The sequence below is a fragment of the Micromonospora sp. DSM 43699 genome, assembly GCF_055517075.1.
In genome coordinates this window covers 1-18,326 of sequence record NZ_JBTMMT010000093.1, presented here as the reverse complement: position 1 = coordinate 18,326, position 18,326 = coordinate 1, and the positions used below count along the sequence as shown (strand labels likewise).

The window sequence follows — 18,326 nt, the reverse complement described above, 5'->3', positions numbered from 1 at the left end:
AGTTACGGCGGTCATGGCGGAGGGGAAACGCCCGGTCACATTCCGAACCCGGAAGCTAAGCCCTCCAGCGCCGATGGTACTGCACTCGGGAGGGTGTGGGAGAGTAGGACACCGCCGGACAACTTTCGCAGTAAGCCCACCCCGCGGGGTGGGCTTACTGCATTTCCCCCGTGGTTCGGTGAATCGCCCCGGACAGGAGCCCTCACCTCGTACCGTCGATGCTGGACCCGGCTTCGGGGGGTCGCATCAGCTCAACGGAAAACGTGACGTGGAGTACGCCTCGTTCGCAATCGGAGCGGACCGGTCGGGGTACCTGCTGACCGTACGACCGGAACTGACCGTCGGGAGCGGCGGAGGCAGGAGTGGTCATGAAGATCGGAATCATTGGTTCGGGGCACATCGGCGGCACCCTCACCCGGCGGCTGCGTTCCCTCGGGCACGACGTGACAGTCACGAACTCGCGGGGGCCGCAGAGCCTGACCGAGCTGGCCCAGGAGACAGGTGCGGTCGCCGGCACCCTCGAGCAGGCCGTCCAGGACGCGGAGGTGGTGGTCGTGGCGATCCCACTGCTCGTGGTGCCCGAGCTGCCGGCACCACTCTTCGACGGCAAGATCGTCGTCGACGCGAACAACTACTACCCGCAGCGTGACGGTGACATCGCCGAGCTGCTCGACCGCAGCCTCAGCTCCAGCCGGTGGACCGCCGATCACCTCAAGGGTGCCCGGGTGGTGAAGACCTTCAACAACATCCAGGCCGCGCACCTGATGGACCAGGGCAAGCCCGCCGGCGCCGGTGAGCGGATCGCGCTGCCGGTGGCCGGTGACGACGCCGACGCCAAGCAACTGGTGATGCAGCTCGTCGATGCGCTCGGCTTCGACCCGGTGGACGCGGGCACCCTCGACGAGAGCTGGCGGCAGCAGCCAGACACCCCCGTCTACGGCACCGACCGGGATGCCGAGGGCGTCCGCCAGGGACTCGCCGACGCCCGTCCCTGACCAGGCCTGGCGCATCCGGGGAACACCCCGGGCGGGGGCGCACCCGGGAACATCCAGGGCAGGCGGATCGGGAACACCCCGGGCATACCCGGAAAGCACGGAGCCCCGCCGGCGATCAGCCGGCGGGGCTCGTCCGTGCCTGGGCCCGGCGGGCCTCGAACCGCGCTCGTGCCGGGGCCGCCACTACCGGGCCGGCCTGACTGCGCCACCACCTCGCCCCCGACCGTGGCCCGCGCACGTCTGCCGTCCCGGCGACGGTGCCAGCGGGGCCTCGATCAGCGCTCGGATCCAGGGAGCGGGTGGGCTCAGGGAGCGGGTGGGGATCAGGAGGGCTTGGGACCGCAGACGAAGTTGGGCTCGGGGCCGTAGGTCCAGCTGAACTTCTCCCGCTTGACGACCTTGCCGTCCTTCTTGATGACCCGGTACGCGTCCTGGCTGAAGCCGGTGCTGCCGGCGGCGGCGATGCACTTCGGGCCGGGCTCCAGGTGGACCGTCTTCGGCGAGGTGATGTTGCGGCGGGGGCCGTACTCGGTCTTGACGCTGTCGTAGATCTTGGTGCTCCACATCGACACGGTGATCGTGTTCGAGGTGTACGCGGTGTCGATCAGCACCCCGTACGGCGTGTTGTTGCGGAACTTGAAGTCCAGGTCCGGCCAGAAGATCGTCGACTCGATCACCGCCGGGTAGCGGCTGAAGTAGAAAGAGTGCGGCTTGTGCTCGACGTCCTGGAGGCCGGCGTAGTAGCTGGCGTTGAAGAGCGTGGTGGTGAACTGGGAGACGCCGCCACCGACCCCGGGGACCAGCTTGCCGCCGACGATCACCGGGGCGTCCTGATAGCCCTGACCGTAGCCGCGCTCACCGGTGTGCGCGTTGAGCGAGAACGTCTCGCCCGGCTGCACGATCGTGCCGTCCACGTCCTTCGCCGCCTGGATGATGTTCTGGCTTCGCGGTGAGGAGAGCCCGCCGGGGAACTTGGTGGAGAAGGTGGAGACCCGCTCCTTGATGCCCAGCTCGGCCAGCTTCGCCTCGGTCAGCTCCGGCTCGGCCGCCTTGAGCTGCCCGGTGACCGTGCGGCCGTCCGTCTTCGGCAGCACCGCCAGCAGGTCCCGCCCCAGCGCCGCCGAGTCGAGCTGCTGCCCGGCCCGGCCCGGCACCACCTTCGGCTTGCCGCCGGAGATGGTCAGGCCGGCGTCCTTCGGCGTGGACTCGATCGCGGCCAGTTTGCTGCCGAGCGCCGACCGGAGCCGCTTCACGTCGACCTTCGGCGTCAGCTTCCCTTCGTCGTCGGCCGGGAAGCGCAGCGCGCGGGCGATCACCGCCGGCGGGACGCTTACCGACCCCTTGTCGGAAGTGATCGTGACCGGCGCGGCCACGGCCGGCTTCGCCAGCTCGGCGACCAGCCGGTCCACCTCCTCCCGGGTGGTCACCGGGTTCTTCTCCACCACCGGCACCGTCACCGGTTGCCCGGCCAGCCAGCCCGCGCGGACCACCTGTGCCGACTGCTCCGGATCCAGCGTCAGGCTCGGCCTGGGGTACACCGGCTTCGGGGTGGTGCCGGTGAAGATGATCGCCGGCATCGTCATGTCCCGGCCCTGCTTGCCGAGGACAGTCTTCAACGCCGCGTCCAGCTTGGCGGCGTCCACGGTCACCACCGGGTCGACCGTACGGGAGCCGAACAGCCGGTCCACCGGGTGTGCCTGCGCGGCGGTGGCGGCGGCGACGGTGGCGTCCACGTCCACGGTCAGGCCGACGTCGGCGGGGTTGATCTCCGCCCGGTTCTCGCCCACCACCACGGTCAACGGGGAGTTCATCGTGCCGGCCCGCTTCTCCAACTCGGCCCGCAGCTCCTTCGTCGCGTCGGCGCGGCTGCGGCCACCCAGCTCGGCGCCGAGCACGCTGGTGCCGCGCGGGACGTCCCCGGCGTACGCCCAGGCACCCGCGCCGACCACCCCGGCCAGCACCGCAGCGGTCACCCCACCGGCGAGCAGCACCCGCCCGCGTCGCCACCACGGCCCGCCGCCGGAGCCCGAGCCCGCGGCCCCGCCGGCCGTCGTGGGCTCGTCCTCGCCCGGCCAGCTCACCGCGGTGACCTGCACCGTGGGGCGGTCGTCGGAGACCTGGTTGTCGCCGTACAGGGTCACAGCCACCTCGATCGGACGTACCACACGGGGGGTTGCGGCCCCCGGGGACACCTACGGTAGCCAACCGGACGGCCAGCCGACAGCGTGCGTCCGGCCATCCTCACCACCGCGTGTCGTAGCCGGTCACACGGTGTATGGCCGTTCGTGGCACGGTGTCCGGATGGGCGAACGGGAATTGACGTACGGTGGCGGCGGAATCGACCGGGCGGCGGCGTTGCGCGCTGACCCGCAGTGGCTCGCGGCACAGCTCGCCGCACCCGGCAGCCGGGGGCTGCCGGCCGGGTGACCGGTTTCTGCGCCGGAATCGTCACCCACAGACAACCCTCAGTCGAGCGTTATCAAAAGGTGATGTTTGTCAGTATGCCTCTACTCAGGGTGGCGGAGCCCCCTTCGGTCACGGCGATCTGGGCGAATTGAGCGAACTTTGCGGCCTGGCGATGTTAACCGTCGGTAACATCCGGACATCTTCAAGATTGTTTCCCGTTACCGGCCGGTAGCAAGGGGTCTTGTGAGGTAGGTCGCTTCGCGGGAACATCCAATCCGCGTACTGCACGAGGCCGCCGGCCCGGTGGCAACCGCAGCACCCTCCACCCACCTCCCTCCCGAGCTGCGACCGCGCTCGGTGATGACCCCTCGCCAAGGAGAACCCCGTGAGTGAATCGGAAGGCCGCCAGCTGACCGGCGGGACACGGTGGCGTCGCTTCGCCGCGATGATGGTGCCAGCCACCGCAGTGGCCGGGGCGATCGTCTTCGGCATGTCCAACGGCGCCATCGCCGCGTCGTTCGCCGTCTCCGGCCAGACCTTCAAGGTCGGTGCCTCCACGTTGGAGGGCACCGGCTTCAAGCAGTACGGCGGCTTCGTGAAGGAGAAGGACGGGACCGCCCACCCGGTGGCCGTCTCCGAGATCACCAACGCCAAGCTCTACGACCTCTGCCAGTCGGTGAAGGTGCCGGACATGCCGATCGTGCTCACCATCAATGCCGGTGGCGGCGGCAAGCCGGCGACGGCCGAGGGCCTGCTCATCGACATGGATTCGCTCGGGGGCGACGCGGAGTTCACCAACATCAAGATCGGTCGGGACGCCACCGACCTGAACGCCGGCGCCACCCCGAAGTCCTTCGGCCAGAGCGCCGACAAGGTCGTCATCAAGGACCTTGAGCAGGTGGCCCGTTCCACCAGTGCTGGTGTCTTCACCCTGAACGGCCTGAAGTTGAAGGTCAACGTCGGTGCCGCCGCCAAGGAGTGCTTCTGATCTGAGGACCGGGCCCGTGGCGGACACCGCGACGGGCCCCGGCTCTGTCCACCCACGTCAGAACCGCCAGGAGGACACGTGAAATCCGCCCCAGCGCGGCCTGCCCGACAGAGCTGGATCGCTCGGGCGTGGCGCGCTTTCCGCCGGTGGCGACGGGTACGGCCGTTCTGGGGCGGACTCCTCACCGCGCTGGCCGGCCTGGAGATCTTCGCCACCACCCAGATGAGCCTCGGTGGTCTCACCTTCCAGATGGGGCCGACCGGCTTTCTGTCCTGGCTGATCCCGGTCATCCTGGTCGCCTGCGGGATGCTGATGTGGTTCACGCCGCAGCAACGCTACTTCTACGCCGTCATCGCGGCGGTGACGGCTGTCTACTCCCTGATCGGGGTCAACCTCGGTGGGTTCTTCATCGGGCTGCTCCTGGGCATGGTGGGGAGCGCGCTGGGCTTCGCCTGGGTCCCGGCCCGCAGCCCGGCACCTCTTGCCGCCGGGAACGAGACGGTCACCCAGCCGGATGGGCCAGCAGAGGAGACACCCCTCGTCGACGAGTTGATGCCGCCGCGCCGGGAGGAGCACACCACCGGGCCACTGACCGACACGTTGCCCCCACCGCGCAATCCGCTCCGCGAGACGGCAGTGGTGGACCGGGAGGGAACCGGAGGCACCGACACCACGCAGGTCCTGCCGGCGGTCGAGCCGGGCGGTGGCCCCTACCGCCCGCACCATCGGGATCCGCGGCTGTACGCGGTCCTGCTGGTGCTGACCACCACCTCCATGGTCGCGTCGCTCGCGGTCCGTGGGGCGCAACCGGCACTCGCGGAGCCAGCCTGCCCGGGGCCGACGAAGGCCGCGTCAGCACCTGGTCCACGCCCGTCCGCTCCGGCCGGTCCGAGCCCCACGCCGTCCGACAGTCCGGGCCCCATGCCGTCCGGGACGCCCGGGGGTAACCTGCTCACCGACCTCCTCGACGGCGTCACCAGCCTGTTCACCGGCGACGACAGCGACGCCGGGACGGCTGCGGCCCGGGGGAACCCGGCGCGTTCCTCGAAGGCATCCCCGACCCCCGAGCCCATTCTCAGCAGGCCAGTCGTCGGTTCCGGTGCTCGACCCGGGCCGAGCACCACCGTCCCGGCCCAGGGGTCCACCTCCCCCTCTCCGACGGAATCCGCCCGGCCCAGCCGGGGAACCTGCGGAAAGCCGGTTCCGAGCGCTTCGAAGCGGGTCGAGGTCGGCAAGCCGTTACCGAGGATCGCCGCCGAACCGGGACAGCCGACGGTAGCCCGCCAACCGTCCAAGTTGACCGGCACCAAGGTCACCATGACCGGGCTGCGGTTCGAGGGGATCGTCGACCTGCCCACCTCGGACGGCACGCTGACGGTGCTGAAGTTCAGCATGAGCAAGGCGGTCACCGCCGACTTCATGCTTGTCGCGGACGGTCCGGCAGGTCGCCACCAGCGGTACGTCACCGACGAGCTGACCGTACGGGGCGACGTCGCGTTCTACGCCACCCGGTTCGTCGGCCGGCTGCTCGGCATCAAGATCACGCTGACCCCGGACCTGCCGTTTCCCGACGGCATCCCGATCACCTCACCGGTCCCGATCACCTTCACCGACCCGGTGATCGACCTGGCGTTCGTCGACTCCGACACGCTGACCGCCCGACCCGCGCTGGTGCTCGACCTCTCCTGAGCTTTCCTCCACCCCCAGGTGCGTCGGGGGCGGGCACCCGCCCGCCCCCGACCACTGATCCCGGCCTGCGGCCCACCCGGCAGGGGCCGGGACCCGCCCGGCCGGCGTACCGCATCCGGCTCCGCTGGCCTGAGCGGGCGGGTGCCCGGTCACGGTTCAGAGGCGGGCCAGTGCCCGGCGCAGCGGGTCGAGCCCGAGCGCGCCCAGGTCGAGCGCCTGCCGGTGGAACTCCTTCAGGTCGAAGTCGGCACCCCGCCGGGCCTTCGCGTCCTCCCGGGCCTGGAGCCAGATCCGCTCGCCCACCTTGTACGACGGCGCCTGCCCCGGCCAACCCAGGTAACGGTTCAGCTCGAACCGTAGGTTCTCCTCCGGCACCCGGCAGTGCGTGCGCATGAACTCCCAGCCCAGTTCCGGCGTCCACCGCTCACCCGGGTGGAACCCGAACGGATTGTCCCGTGGGATCTCCAGCTCCAGGTGCATGCCGATGTCGATGATCACCCGGGCCGCCCGGAACGCCTGCCCGTCCAGCATGCCGAGCTTGTCGCCCGGGTCCTCCAGGTAGCCCAACTCGTCCATCAGCCGCTCTGAATAGAGCGCCCAACCCTCGCCGTGGCCGGAGACCCAGCACAGCAGCCGCTGCCAGCGGTTGAGCAGCTCCGCCCGGACGGCGGTCTGGGCGACCTGGAGGTGGTGGCCGGGGACGCCCTCGTGGTAGACCGTGGTCACCTCGCGCCAGGTGGAGAACTCGGTGACCCCCTGCGGCACCGCCCACCACATCCGGCCAGGACGGGAGAAGTCCTCGCTCGGCCCGGTGTAGTAGATCGACCCGTCACTGGTCGGGGCGACGCAGCACTCGATGCGGCGTACCTGCTCGGGGATGTCGAAGTGGGTGCCGTGCAGCTCGCCGATCGCCTTGTCGGCCAGCGCCTGCATCCAGTCCCGGAACGCCTCCTTGCCACGGATGGTCCGGGCCGGGTCGGCGTCCAACGCGGTCACCGCCTCGTCGATGGTGGCACCCGGGCCGGCGATCCGGGCGGCCACCGTCCGCATCTCGGCCTCCAACCGGGCCAGCTCCGCGAAACCCCAGGCGTACGTCTCGTCCAGGTCGACCTTCGCGCCGAGGAAGTACTGCGAGGCCAACTCGTAGCGCTCCCGGCCGGCGGCCTGCTTGTCCCGCCCGTGCGGGACCAGTTCGGTACGCAGGAACTGGCCGAACTCCGCGGTCGCCGCGGTCGCCGCCGCCGCACCCCGGCGCAGCTCGGCGCCGAGCGTGCCGTCGACGTCCAACCGCTGCACCAGGCCGTGGAAGAAGTTGTCGCCGTGCGGATCGGTCCAGCTGTCGCACTGCTTGGCCACCTCGGTCAGCTGCACCTTGGAGCTGACCCGGCCGGCGGCGGCGGCTTCGCGCAGGGTGGTCTTGTAGCCCTCCAACGTGCCGGCGAAGCGGTTGAGGCGGGCGGCGACATCGGCCCGGCCCTGCTCACCCTCGGTGGACATCAGGTCGAAGACCATCCGGATCTCGTGCAGCCCGCTGGCGATCACGTTCACCTCGCTGGTGATCTCGCCCGCCTCGTAACGGGCCAGCTCCAGGCCGAGGCGTTCCTGCATGGCCTCCTTGGCGGTCCGCTCCGCCACTGACTCCGGCTCGGTCACGTCCAGGTCGGCAAGGGTGCGCCGGGTCAGCTCGGCCCGTGCCTCGTAGCCGGCGGGCGAGAGGTCGTCGAGTTGGTCGTCGTAGCCGGAGATACCGACGTAGGTGGCGCCGGTCGGGCTCAGCGGTGCCCAGTCGGCCACGTACCGGTTCGCGAGGTCATCGATTCGTCCCACGCTGCGACCCTACGTGATCGTCGGTTCCGGTTGTCGAACACGCTTGTCGGGTTCGGGGCAGCAGGCGGGCCGGGGCGAAGTCGATCGGGAAGGGCAACCGGGAGCGCAGCCGTTGGCCACCGACCGCCCGGCCCACGACCGGGTAGCCGCCGCCGTCGTCCCTACCCCACAGGGTCGCGGTCATCCGCTGGGGTCGCCGATCCAGCTCCACCCGCAGGAACCACGGCACCCCCGCCGTCGCGCAACGGCGCAGCCGGTCGACCGGGTCCGGCCGGTCACCGCGCCGGACGAACTCCACCGCCATCGTGCACAGTGTCGCCGTCACCCAGCGTTCCTGCTCGTCGTCGGCCGGCAGGGAGTGCAGGACGGTGACGTCCGGTTGGATCCAGCAGGACGCGGTGAAGGTCAGGTTGACCCGGCCGAGCACGTGCCGGCCGGTCGCCTCGGCCGCCGGGACGAACGCGCTGGCCAGAGCCGCCGTCGCCACACTTTCGACGGCCGGTGGGAACGGGGTGACCACCAGCCGGCCGTCGACGCACTCGTGCCGGGCACCGGCCAGCGCGCCGGCCGGCAGGTGCCGCTCCGCCTGCCGTACGGTCCAACCACCGGCCAGGGCCGGCACCGGTGCGGCACCGTTCGTCGACGACCTCAATCACGACACCTCCGGTCGATCAACGAGGCGGAGCCGCCGGAGTTCCTGTCGCCTGGCTCAGGGCAGCAGGTCACCCGGACCGCCGGGATCGTCCGCAAGTCGGATGGTCTCTGTGGCCGACGACACGGTGGCCGAAATCCGCGGGACTTCGTCGTGCCACTGCGGCAGAGTGCAAGGGGTGACAGGCCACACCACCCCTGACCGAGCCGCGCTGCGAACCTGGCTGCCGGGCTTCCTCGCCCTCGCCGCGATCTGGGGCTCCAGCTTCCTGTTCATCAAGGTCGGCATCGCGGAACTGCACCCGCTGCACCTCACCCTCTACCGGGTGGCGACCGGCGCGGCGACGCTGCTGGTGGTGTTGGTGCTGCTCCGGGACCGGCTGCCCCGCGAGCCCAGGGTCTGGGTGCACATGGTGGTGGTCGCCGCCTTCGGTGTGGCGATCCCGTTCACCCTCTTCGGCTACGGCGAGCAACGGGTCGAGTCGATGCTCGCCGGCATCTGGAACGCCACCACACCGCTGTTCGTGCTGCCACTGGCGGTGCTGGTCTTCCGTACCGAGCGGTTGACCGCGCGGGCCGCCGTCGGGCTCGGGCTGGGCTTCCTCGGCGTGCTGGTGGTGCTCGGCGTCTGGGAGGGGGTGGGCGGGGCGCACTTCGCCGGCCAGTTGATGTGCTTCGGTGCGGCGGCCTGCTACGGGGTGGCCATTCCGTACCAGAAGAGGTTCGTCGCCGGCAGTGCCCACTCCGGGCTGTCGCTCTCGGCGGCGCAGCTGCTGGTGGCCACCGCTCAACTGGCGGTCGTCGGGCCGCTGGTGGCCGGGGTGCCGCCGGCACCGACCGGTCTGTCGTGGCCGGTGGTCGGGAGCGTGCTGGCGCTCGGTGCGCTCGGCACCGGGCTGGCCTTCGTGATCAATCTGCGCAACATCCGGATGGCCGGGGCGAGCACCGCCGCCACGGTGACCTACCTGGTGCCGATCTTCGCGGTGCTGATCGGCGCGCTGGTGCTCGGCGAGCGGCTGAACTGGCACCAGCCGGCCGGTGCGCTGGTCGTACTGCTCGGCGTTGCCGTCGCACAGGGCCTGCTCGGTCCCCGCCGACCCCGCCGGACGCCCGCTGCGGCCAGCTCGTCCGGCGTCGAGCCGTTGTCCGGCGTCGAGCCGTTGTCCGGTGGGGGTGCGCCGGTCAGGCACGCCGTCCGCTGCCGGGCGGTGACCGGGTCCCCGTCAGCCCGCCCTCCGCGATGATCGACTCCAGGGAGTCGTAGTTGCGGTGTCCCGCCAGCTCGGATACCGCAACCAGGCCCCCGGGGAGCGGATCATCGCGGGCGTTGGGCGTTGGGCGTTGGGCGTTGGGCGTTGGGCGGCGACCGGCAGGAGGCGGGACCCGGGTCAGGGGCGGGTCAGGAGTGGGTGCGGGTGCGGGTCCAGTCGACCAGGCGGTCGGCCGGCCAGGTGTTGACCACCCGGTCGGCGGGGACACCGCACAGGGCGGCCCGGACGCAACCGAACCGCTGCCAGTCGAGCTGCCCGGGGGCGTGCGCGTCGGTGTCGATGGCGAACCGGCAGCCGGCCTCCAGGGCGCGGCGGATCAGCCGCTTCGGCGGGTCCTGCCGCTCCGGCCGGGAGTTGATCTCCACGGCCACGTCGTGCTCGGCGCAGGCGGCGAAGACGGCGTCCGCGTCGAAGTCGCTCTCGGGGCGGGTCCGCGCCCGGTGCCCCCGGTCGCCCGGGCCGGTCACCCCGGCCGGTCGGGACGACACCATCCGCCCGGTGCAGTGGCCGAGGATGTCCAGGTGCGGGTTGGCGACCGCGGTGAGCATCCGGCGGGTCATCCTCGCCCGTTCGTCGCGCAGGCCGCTGTGCACCGAACCGACCACCACGTCGAGCCGGGCCAGCAGCTCCTCGTCCTGGTCGAGGGAGCCGTCGGCGAGGATGTCCACCTCGATCCCGGTGAGGATGCGGAAGCCCTCGGGCAGCGCCGCGTTCACCGCCGCCACATGGTCGAGCTGCTGGCGCAGCCGGTCGGCGGTGAGCCCCCGGGCCACCGTCAGCCGGGGCGAGTGGTCGGTCAGCACCACGTACTCGTGGCCGATCTCGACAGCGGCGAGCGCCATCTCCTCGATCGGTGACCCGCCGTCGGACCAGTCCGAGTGGGTGTGGCAGTCGCCACGCAGCGCGGCCCGCAGCGCGCCGGCCGCCTCGTCCAGGTCGGTGCCCTCGGTGGCGACCAGCCGGCGCAGGTAGACCGGTTCCTCGCCGGCCAGCGACTCGGTGACGCAGCGGGCGGTGACGTCACCGACGCCGGGTAGTTCGGTGAGCGTTCCGGCCCGGTTCCGGTCGGTCAGCTCCGTCGCCGGCAGCGCGGCGAGGGCGGTCGCCGCCGAGCGGAACGCGCGTACCCGGTAGGTGGCCTCGTTTGCCCGCTCCAGCAGGAACGCGATCCGACGCAGGTCGGCGACGGGGTCTCTGGCGCTCATGTCTGGTCAACCTACGCGTCCGCGCCGCCGGTCGGGGGACGACCGGCGGCGCGGAGTGTGGACAGCAGGGACGGATCAGGAGTACGGCAGCTTCACCACCGACTGGTTGCCGATGCCGAGGGTGGACGGGTTGACGCCGATCGCCGACCAGACCTCCACCTTCACCGTGCCCCGGGAGAGGTTGCCCAGCGTGCCGACGGCGGAGTGCAGCCCGGCGTTCTGCGTGTAGTGCTCGTAGCCGGGCACCGGATCGGTGGCGAAGTAGCGGTACGTCTCCACCCGGTCGAAGGTGCCGTCACCGGTCAGGTCGTAGGAGACCCGGGCCTGCACGCCGTTGCCTACCGACTGGCCGGCGTCGAGGAACAGGTCGAACCCGGTCTGGCCCCCGGCGTAGGTCAGGTTGAGCCCTGTGGCGGTGAAGACCACCGGGTTGGCCGGGGTGCCGTCGTGGTTCGTGCCACCGGTGCCGGCCACCGTGGCCGTCGTCGCGGTGCCGGAGGCCCCGAGCCCGCCACCGGGCAGCAGGAACCTGGTCGGCGAGCCGGCCGGCGGGGTGGTCGGCGGCGGGGTCGGGCTGGTCGGGGTCGGCGACGGGCCGGTCGGCGTGGGGCTCGGCCCGGTCGGGGTGGGGGTGGGCGACGTGGTCGGGGACGTGGTCGGCGTGGGGCTCGGGTTGGTGCCGCCGGCCGCGTTGCCACCGCTCCAGGTGTACGCCCCGGTGGTGGCGGTCTTCCCGGCGGCCACGGTGAGGCTGGTGCCGTCGGAGAAGCGCACGGTCAACGGCGCGGCGGTGATGTTGCTTGCCACGTAGGTGCGTGCGCCGTTGCGGTTGAACACGGCGGCCAGCGGATGGTTGGCGGTGACCGTGGTGTCGACCTGGCCGAGCGCGGCGAGGTTGCGGATCCAGTGGAAGGTGTGTGCCCGGCTCTCGCCCTCCTCCGGGGTGTAACCGGGGTTGGCCCGTAGCTTGGCCAGCGCCGCGTCCGGATCACCGAGGGCCAGGAACTGCCAGAGGATGTCCTGCCACACGGTGGGTTCGCCGCCGTTGTTGCGGACCAGTTCGGCGTAGTTCGCCTTGTTGTAGGCCGGCCGGTAGCCGAGGTAGAGGTGGCCGCCGGTGACCGGGAGCATGTTGATGCCCTGGATCATCTCCGGGTCGGCGCTGAACCAGGTCGCGTACGCGCCACCGTCGCCCCAGACCATGCCGACGGTGGAGTGCCCGAACGTCTCCGGGTAGTTCTCGTTGTCGACGTCGAACCAGTACTCCTGGATGGCGGCGGCCTGGGTGGTGTAGATGAACACGCCCGCGTCGCGGACGGCGGTGTTGCCGGTGGCCTGCCCCCACTGGATCAGAGCGTTGGCGAAGTTCATCCCCTCGGACGAGGACTCCTGGTTGTTGCCGGCGTTGAACGAGCCGTGCCCGGAGGCCCAGTCGTGCCCGGCGTAGATGTCGAAGTCCCGCAGGTAGGGGAAGCGGGTGTCGGCCCGGTTGTAGTTGTTGGCGTCCCGGATGAGCAGGTCGACCATGCCGCCGTACTGACTCTGCGCGGCCCATGCCGGGTCGAACTTGGCAAGCGTGGCCGCCGCCGCGACGAAGTACCCGTAGTGGAAGTGGTGGTCGTTGAGCTCCTGGTCGGACCCGTACGACGCCGGGTAGCCGATCAGGGTGCCCCAGTTGCGGTCGTAGTAGAAGACCTTGGCGGTCTTGCCGGGGGTGGCGGTGAACCAGTCGGTCAGGGTGCTGCGGATGGCGTTCAGTGCCGAGTTACGGGTCTCGGTGTCGCCCACCTGGTCGGCGATCTCGGCGATCCGGGCGGCCCGGCCGAGGCCCTTGCCGGTCCAGTAGGTGTCCCCGCCGCGCTGGTCCATCGGGTTGCCCCGGACGGCGGCGAGCTGCTCCTTGAGCTGGGCCAGGTCGGCACCCGACCCGGTGCCCACGGCGGGCAGTTCGGGCAGGACCCCGTGGAACTTCATCGAGGTGCGGAAGGAGGCCACCCCGGTCAGCACCTTCATCCGGCCGCGCGCCGACGGGTAGGTCTGGGTGAGCGGGGTGCTGCCGGCGAGCGACTTCCACTGGTGCGGGTAGAGGCTGACCACGGTCTGGGTGGCGGTGCCCTCCCGGGCGGTGGTGGTGAACGAGTACGTGGTGTTCACCGCGCTGGTCGCCGGGTCGTAGGTGTAGTCGACCCGGGTGCCGGTGACGTGCGCGTGGGCGTACCGGCCGTAGCTGGCGGCCAGGGCGGCGCGGGCGGTGGCGTCGGCGGTGGGCGGCAGCAGGGCGACGGAGAAGTAGCCCTTGCCGGCCAGGGTGGAGGTGATCCGTCCGTTGACGACGGTCCAGCTCGCCCCGGTCGGGGCGTACCCGACGTAGTCGTGGCCCCGGACGGTGAAGCCGATGGTGCCGCCGGTGTTCGACCAGACGGTGGCCGCGCCGCCGGTCGGGTTGATCTGGGCGTCGCCACCGGTGGCCTGAAAGTAGGCGAACGGCAGCCCGTGGCCGATGGTGGCGCGCAGGCTCCGCGCCCCGTCACTCCAGTACGGGGTGACCGTCCAGTCGGACCAGTCGTCGACCTTGACGACAGGTACGCCGAGCGCGGCCACCCCGACCCGGATGTCCTCGGTGTAGGTGTACTTGAACTCGCCCACCCCGGTCGAGGTGCCGGTGACGGTGGCGGTGGACGGGGCCGAGAAGCCGAGCCCGTCGGTGAACGTCTGGTACGACAGCGGGTGGGCGTGCAGCGGTTCGCTGTAGGAGCAGTTCGTCTTCTTCCACAGCAGCGACGACCACCAGTCGTTGGTGGGGATCGGCCCGGCGGGGGCGTTGGCGGTGGCGTACTGCCGGGGGTTGGTGGACAGGTCGCCGCAGCCACTGGGCAGCGGGCCGACCGGGTCGGTGGTGTAGCTGCCGGCGCCGACGGTGGCCGCCTCGGCGGGGGTGCCGACGGTGGTGAGGGTGAGGCCGCCGACGGCGACGGCCAACGCGGTGGTGGTGGCGAGCACCCAGGGGGTGCGACGCCGGGGGACGGGAGGTGTCATGGTGCCTCCTCCGCGCGGAGCCGCTGGGACGGCCAACTGCGCGGTTCGTCGGAATTGGGGAGGATAGTTACCTGAGAGAGCGCTCTCTCACTCGGGACGTTAACCGACGGGTAATACCTACGTCAATGCGTACGGTGGGCTACCCGGCAGCGGACGAGCCGCGCGGAGCGCGGGGGCAGCCGTGTTCGCGCTCCCACGCGGCCACCGCCGCGACCGGCGACCGGTTGCCCTTGCCCCGCCAGGAGTCCAGGTACTTCGCCGGCCACACCACACCCCGCCGGATCCACCAGTCGTCGCGCCCGGTGCACTTCGGTGACAACCCGAAGTGCAGGTGGCAGACGTTGTTCGCGTTGCCCGTCCGGCCCACCTCGCCGAGCTGCCGGCCGGCGGTCACCCGGACCCCCGCGTCGATCCCCGCGCTGATCGCACTCAGGTGCGACCCGTAGTACCGCACCCCGTCGTCACCCAGCAACGACACCGACAGACCACCGTTGTACGGACCCAGCGGCCCCTTCTTGTCGAACCGGTCCATCCGGCTCACCTCCAGGACCGTCCCGTCGGTGACCGCCACCACCGGCTCACCGCAGTCGGCGAAGATGTCGGTGCCCGGATACCCCGAGTGCGTCGGGTGGTAGTCGACGTTGCCCGCCCGTACCGGAAAGACCCGGCGCAGGGTGGTCGGGACCGGGGTGGCCGACGGCGACCCGGCCGGGGTCGGCGTGGTCGAGGGTGCGCCGGTGGGGGTCACCGGCACCGACGGCTGGTCACCGGTGGCCACCGCCGTCGGTCCGTCCCAGACCGGGGGCGCGGCCGGTCGGTCCGTCCCGCAGCCACCCAGCAACGCCGCCACCAGCAGCAGGACGGGGTACGCCGGACGGGTGGGCCGTCGGTCGGGCCGCAGCAGGGACATTCGGACATCCTGGCAGACCGCTACGGTGGAGGTCACACCGACAGCGGCACCGGCCGACCCGGTGGGCCGGCTCTCGGCCCTGGCATGACCTGCCGGTCCCCTTCGGTCGGCAGTCCGGCAGGGGCGCTGCGGGTGCGGTGTGGTCCGTCCGGTCGGAGGGGGAGCAGTGAGCATGACGAACCACCAGCCCGGACCCGCTCCGCCGCAGGTCCCGTACGCCTCCTCGGGGCTCTTTCCCGCCGGGCGGCCCCGGCGGCCGACCTGGCGGGAACCGCACCCGGTCACCGGTGCCGCGGTGGCCACGGGGGGTGCGCTCGCCGCCGCCTGGCTGGTGCTCTTCGGCCTGCTCGGCCGGGACGTCGGCGGGTACGCCTGGTGGACGGTCGTCGCCGGTGCGCTGGCCTGGCTCGCCGCACTGGCTCTGGTCCGGTACGGCGACCGGGGGGTCGGCACCGGCGTCGCTATCGTCACCGCGGGTGGTTGGAGCATCGCGTTCGCAGTCGTCGTGACACGGTGGGCGGTCAGCGCGGACTGGCCGATGTGGTGACTCACGGTGATCGCACGGCTTCGTTTGCCGCATCATCTTGACGTACTCGCTGTGACTGGGGACGCTCTTGTCATGGCCTGGAACACCCCGCGGCTCGACTCCGAGCGGAGCCGGCGTCGCCTGCAGATTCTCGCCGAGCTGGCGGGAGCCCGCTCGGTACGCCAGCGGGAACGGCCCCAGCGGGAACGCACCGAGCGGCTACGCCAGCTCATCGCCACCCGTCGCCGCGTCGCCGGCTGACGAACTTTCCGGGATTGCCCGGTCCTTCGGGGCGTTGACCGGTCGGCTGCCGACCCGACCGGTTAACGTGCACGCGTAACGAGTCGGCCGTGCCGAGGTCTTTTGGGGGAACCATGTCGTACTTCGCTGCCGCCGTGGTGCGCGACGAGGGCGGCTGGAACGCCGCCGAGGTGAACCTGCGGGGCGCCACCGACATCGACGAGGTCGCCGACCGGCTGCGCGATGTCGAACCGGAGGCCGACGTGTCGCTGCTCTTCGTCGAGGCCGACGACGCGTACCTGGTGCTGCTGCGCCTCGACGAGGGAGAGGACCTGAAGGTCTTCGGTTCCGATTCGGCGTACGCGGAGGAGTCCCGGCTGGGTGCGCTGCTCGTCGGCGATCTCAAGACCTCGGTCACCGGCCTCGACGACGTCGACGAGCCGCCGTCGACCACCGCCGGTGGGGGCGACGAGGAGAGCGAGCAACCGGTCGTGGACCCCGAGGCCGACCCGGTGGGCGACGCCGACATCCTCGCCGATCTGGGCATCTCCGCCCAGCATCTGCTCAAGCTCTGTGCCCACGAGGGCATGCTCCCGGCCGACGTGACCGCCGAGGTGTGCCAGGTGCTCGGCTGCGTCGACGAGGTCGAAGAGCTGCGTGAGGTCTGAGCCCTCACCCGCCGGCGACGACGTGACAGGGGCGTTCGGCACCGACGGTGGCCCGACGGTGCCGATGGGAAGCGGCCCGGGGGCGACCGGCCGGCAGGCCGTTCCGGATTCCACCGGCCGCCGGCAACGGCACGAGCGGTGGATGCGCCGCGCGCTGGAGATCGCCGTCACCGGCCCGGACCTACCCTCCGCCGACGGTCCCGTCGGGCCGGACGGTTCCATCGGGCCCGGCGGTTTCGGTGGTGGGGCGGTGGAGGACGTGCCGGTGGGTGCGGTGGTCTACGGCCCGGACGGCACCGAGTTGGCCGTCGGCCGTAACGAACGGGAGTTGACCGGGGATCCGACCGCCCACGCCGAGGTGCTGGCGTTGCGGCGGGCCGCCGCGCGGTTGGGCCGCTGGCGGCTGGACGACTGCACGCTTGTGGTGACCCTGGAGCCGTGCACCATGTGCGCGGGCGCGCTGGTGCTGGCCCGGATCTCGACTGTCGTCTTCGGCGCCTGGGAGCCCAAGACCGGGGCCGCCGGCTCGCTCTGGGACGTGCTGCGCGACCGTCGCCTCAACCACCGCCCCGAGGTCTATGCCGGCGTCCTGGCCGCCGAGAACGCCACCATCCTGCGCGCCTTCTTCCGCTGACCAGCTAACGGGCAGCCGCCTGACGGTCCCGTGTGACCACCCGGGCTTTCCGTGCGGCCCCCGGCGGGCTCCTGCCTGATCACTCGGCAGGGCCGATGCGGCGGTGTCCGCGTGCCGGCGATACCACCGCATCGGCCCTGTGGTGGGCCGGGCTCAGCGGGTGACGGCGGTGTCCAGGGCGATCTCCACCATCTGGCCGAAGGTCTGCTCGCGTTCCTGCGCGGTGGTCTTCGCGCCGGTCTTGATGTGGTCGCTGACCGTCAGCAGGGTCAGCGCGCGGGCCTTGAACCGGGCGGCGATCGTGTAGAGGGCGGCCGACTCCATCTCCACCGCCAGCACGCCGTAGTCGGCGAGGGTGTCGTACAGGTCCGGCCGGTCGGTGTAGAAGGCGTCGGCGGCGAGGATCGGCCCGACGTGCATGGTGATGCCGCGCCGCTCGGCCACCTCGACCGAGGTACGCAGCAACCCGAAGTCGGCGACCGGGGCGTAGTCGATCAACCCGTCGAAGCGCATCCGGTTCATGTTCGAGTCGGTCGACGACCCGATCGCCGCGATCACGTCCCGCAGTTGGAGATCCTCGGTGAGCGCGCCGCAGGAGCCGACCCGGATCAGGGTCTTCGCGCCGTACTCGTTGATCAGCTCGTGGGCGTAGATGGAGGCGGACGGCATGCCCATGCCCGAACCCTGGACGGAGACCTCGACGCCGTTCCACCGCCCGGTGAAGCCCAGCATGCCCCGCACCGTCGAGTAGCACGTGGCGTCCTCGAGGTAGGTCTCCGCGATCCACTTGGCCCGCAGCGGGTCGCCCGGCATCAGGACCCGCTCGGCGATCTCGCCCGGCTTCGCGCCGATGTGCGTACTCATGGCAAAGATCCTGCCAGGCCGGCCGGGGCGATACCGGTGCGGCATCGGAACCGGGGTTCCTGTACCCTCGTCGGCGGTGGCGTGTCCGAGTGGCCTAAGGAGCACGCCTCGAAAGCGTGTGAGGGTTTACGCCCTCCGCGGGTTCAAATCCCGCCGCCACCGCTCACGAACAGGCGAAACGCCCGGTCGATCCGCGAGGATCGCACCGGGCGTTCCGTTTGTGGTCTCAGTTTCGGTCTCAGTTGCTGCTCAGGAGGGCGTTTTCGGGTCCTCCGTCGGGTTGTCCCAGAGCAGCCCGCCGACCCGCTTGGCGATGTCCCGGCGGACCTGGGCGGTGAGGTGTTGGTACCGGACCGCCATTGCCGAATTCGACCAACCCATGATGCCCATTACCGCCCGCTCGGCGACGCCGAGAA

The 18,326-nt window shown here is 71.2% G+C and carries 16 protein-coding genes, 1 tRNA gene, 1 rRNA gene and 1 pseudogene; 11 read left to right on the top strand and 8 right to left on the bottom strand.

The genetic code is table 11. From position 1 onward, the window contains the following. Positions 1-3: 3 nt before the first annotated feature. A 5S ribosomal RNA gene (gene rrf, locus AC0AIB_RS28815) occupies positions 4-120 on the top strand. 248 nt (positions 121-368) lie between these two features. Next, a complete protein-coding gene (locus AC0AIB_RS28810; RefSeq protein ID WP_328342019.1) occupies positions 369-995 on the top strand; it encodes an NADPH-dependent F420 reductase in 627 nt (208 codons plus the stop codon). Positions 996-1,318: 323 nt separating this feature from the next. On the opposite strand, the gene AC0AIB_RS28805 is transcribed toward AC0AIB_RS28810, so the two are convergent. Then, a complete protein-coding gene (locus AC0AIB_RS28805) occupies positions 1,319-3,142 on the bottom strand; it encodes a VanW family protein (protein ID WP_465097865.1) in 1,824 nt (607 codons plus the stop codon). Between the two features lie 154 nt (positions 3,143-3,296). Here AC0AIB_RS28805 and AC0AIB_RS28800 point away from each other — a divergent pair, with 154 nt between their 5' ends. The 3 genes from AC0AIB_RS28800 (at position 3,297) to AC0AIB_RS28790 (ending at position 6,078) form a co-directional block, all read left to right on the top strand. Beyond that, the gene (locus AC0AIB_RS28800; RefSeq protein WP_328342023.1) at positions 3,297-3,422 is read left to right on the top strand and encodes a hypothetical protein; all 126 of its coding nucleotides are present in this window, start codon (positions 3,297-3,299) and stop codon (positions 3,420-3,422) included. 424 nt (positions 3,423-3,846) lie between these two features. Continuing rightward, the gene (locus AC0AIB_RS28795; RefSeq protein ID WP_328348999.1) at positions 3,847-4,389 is read left to right on the top strand and encodes a DUF6230 family protein; all 543 of its coding nucleotides are present in this window, start codon (positions 3,847-3,849) and stop codon (positions 4,387-4,389) included. Positions 4,390-4,467: 78 nt separating this feature from the next. After that, positions 4,468-6,078 carry a DUF6114 domain-containing protein gene (locus AC0AIB_RS28790; RefSeq protein WP_465097864.1) on the top strand — a complete coding sequence of 537 codons (1,611 nt, stop codon included), beginning with the start codon at positions 4,468-4,470 and terminating at the stop codon, positions 6,076-6,078. A 156-nt stretch (positions 6,079-6,234) separates the two neighbouring features. Here the strand turns inward: AC0AIB_RS28790 and AC0AIB_RS28785 are convergent, their stop codons facing one another. Both AC0AIB_RS28785 and AC0AIB_RS28780 read right to left on the bottom strand, forming a co-directional pair. After that, a complete protein-coding gene (locus AC0AIB_RS28785; protein ID WP_465097863.1) occupies positions 6,235-7,905 on the bottom strand; it encodes a DUF885 domain-containing protein in 1,671 nt (556 codons plus the stop codon). Next, complete coding sequence (locus tag AC0AIB_RS28780; protein ID WP_465097862.1) at positions 7,889-8,557, bottom strand: Uma2 family endonuclease; 669 nt, start codon at positions 8,555-8,557, stop codon at positions 7,889-7,891. The genes AC0AIB_RS28785 and AC0AIB_RS28780 overlap by 17 nt, the downstream gene beginning before the upstream one ends. A gap of 178 nt (positions 8,558-8,735) precedes the next feature. Here AC0AIB_RS28780 and AC0AIB_RS28775 point away from each other — a divergent pair, with 178 nt between their 5' ends. After that, complete coding sequence (locus AC0AIB_RS28775; protein WP_465097861.1) at positions 8,736-9,800, top strand: DMT family transporter; 1,065 nt, start codon at positions 8,736-8,738, stop codon at positions 9,798-9,800. Positions 9,801-9,955: 155 nt separating this feature from the next. On the opposite strand, the gene AC0AIB_RS28770 is transcribed toward AC0AIB_RS28775, so the two are convergent. The 3 genes from AC0AIB_RS28770 to AC0AIB_RS28760 all read right to left on the bottom strand — a co-directional run bounded on the left by AC0AIB_RS28770 (position 9,956) and on the right by AC0AIB_RS28760 (position 14,978). Next, positions 9,956-11,032, bottom strand: coding sequence for a PHP domain-containing protein (locus tag AC0AIB_RS28770; RefSeq protein WP_328342032.1), 1,077 nt, complete (start codon positions 11,030-11,032; stop codon positions 9,956-9,958). A gap of 75 nt (positions 11,033-11,107) precedes the next feature. Then, positions 11,108-14,068, bottom strand: coding sequence for a glycosyl hydrolase (locus AC0AIB_RS28765; RefSeq protein ID WP_465097860.1), 2,961 nt, complete (start codon positions 14,066-14,068; stop codon positions 11,108-11,110). 139 nt (positions 14,069-14,207) lie between these two features. Next, positions 14,208-14,978 carry a M23 family metallopeptidase gene (locus AC0AIB_RS28760; protein WP_465097859.1) on the bottom strand — a complete coding sequence of 257 codons (771 nt, stop codon included), beginning with the start codon at positions 14,976-14,978 and terminating at the stop codon, positions 14,208-14,210. A gap of 172 nt (positions 14,979-15,150) precedes the next feature. Between AC0AIB_RS28760 and AC0AIB_RS28755 the strand changes: the two genes are divergently transcribed. From AC0AIB_RS28755 to AC0AIB_RS28740, 4 genes are all read left to right on the top strand, one after another. Beyond that, positions 15,151-15,525, top strand: a complete 375-nt coding sequence (locus AC0AIB_RS28755) for a hypothetical protein (RefSeq protein ID WP_465097858.1) — start codon at positions 15,151-15,153, stop codon at positions 15,523-15,525. A gap of 72 nt (positions 15,526-15,597) precedes the next feature. Then, positions 15,598-15,765 (top strand): hypothetical protein, encoded by a 168-nt coding sequence (locus AC0AIB_RS28750; RefSeq protein ID WP_204926980.1) that lies wholly within the window; start codon positions 15,598-15,600, stop codon positions 15,763-15,765. A 113-nt stretch (positions 15,766-15,878) separates the two neighbouring features. After that, on the top strand, positions 15,879-16,412 hold the full coding sequence (locus AC0AIB_RS28745) for a tRNA adenosine deaminase-associated protein (protein ID WP_328342046.1): 534 nt from the start codon (positions 15,879-15,881) through the stop codon (positions 16,410-16,412). Between the two features lie 64 nt (positions 16,413-16,476). After that, the gene (locus tag AC0AIB_RS28740) at positions 16,477-17,046 is read left to right on the top strand and encodes a nucleoside deaminase (RefSeq protein ID WP_465097866.1); all 570 of its coding nucleotides are present in this window, start codon (positions 16,477-16,479) and stop codon (positions 17,044-17,046) included. Between the two features lie 153 nt (positions 17,047-17,199). On the opposite strand, the gene deoD is transcribed toward AC0AIB_RS28740, so the two are convergent. Beyond that, entirely contained in the window at positions 17,200-17,910 is a 711-nt protein-coding gene (gene deoD / locus AC0AIB_RS28735; protein WP_465097857.1) for a purine-nucleoside phosphorylase, read from the bottom strand. Positions 17,911-17,985: 75 nt separating this feature from the next. Here deoD and AC0AIB_RS28730 point away from each other — a divergent pair. After that, a tRNA-Ser gene (locus AC0AIB_RS28730) sits at positions 17,986-18,072 on the top strand. An 87-nt stretch (positions 18,073-18,159) separates the two neighbouring features. Here the strand turns inward: AC0AIB_RS28730 and AC0AIB_RS28725 are convergent. Then, positions 18,160-18,326, bottom strand: a pseudogene (locus AC0AIB_RS28725) (site-specific integrase); the annotation flags it as partial.

Coding starts and splice junctions, on each gene's coding strand:
- AC0AIB_RS28810 (WP_328342019.1), top strand. CDS start 369: ATGAAGATCGGAATCATTGGTTCGGGGCACATCGGCGGCACCCTCACC.
- AC0AIB_RS28800 (WP_328342023.1), top strand. CDS start 3,297: ATGGGCGAACGGGAATTGACGTACGGTGGCGGCGGAATCGACCGGGCG.
- AC0AIB_RS28795 (WP_328348999.1), top strand. CDS start 3,847: ATGATGGTGCCAGCCACCGCAGTGGCCGGGGCGATCGTCTTCGGCATG.
- AC0AIB_RS28770 (WP_328342032.1), bottom strand. CDS start 11,032: ATGAGCGCCAGAGACCCCGTCGCCGACCTGCGTCGGATCGCGTTCCTG.
- AC0AIB_RS28765 (WP_465097860.1), bottom strand. CDS start 14,068: ATGACACCTCCCGTCCCCCGGCGTCGCACCCCCTGGGTGCTCGCCACC.
- AC0AIB_RS28760 (WP_465097859.1), bottom strand. CDS start 14,978: ATGTCCCTGCTGCGGCCCGACCGACGGCCCACCCGTCCGGCGTACCCC.
- AC0AIB_RS28755 (WP_465097858.1), top strand. CDS start 15,151: ATGACGAACCACCAGCCCGGACCCGCTCCGCCGCAGGTCCCGTACGCC.
- AC0AIB_RS28750 (WP_204926980.1), top strand. CDS start 15,598: ATGGCCTGGAACACCCCGCGGCTCGACTCCGAGCGGAGCCGGCGTCGC.
- AC0AIB_RS28745 (WP_328342046.1), top strand. CDS start 15,879: ATGTCGTACTTCGCTGCCGCCGTGGTGCGCGACGAGGGCGGCTGGAAC.
- AC0AIB_RS28740 (WP_465097866.1), top strand. CDS start 16,477: ATGGGAAGCGGCCCGGGGGCGACCGGCCGGCAGGCCGTTCCGGATTCC.
- deoD (WP_465097857.1), bottom strand. CDS start 17,910: ATGAGTACGCACATCGGCGCGAAGCCGGGCGAGATCGCCGAGCGGGTC.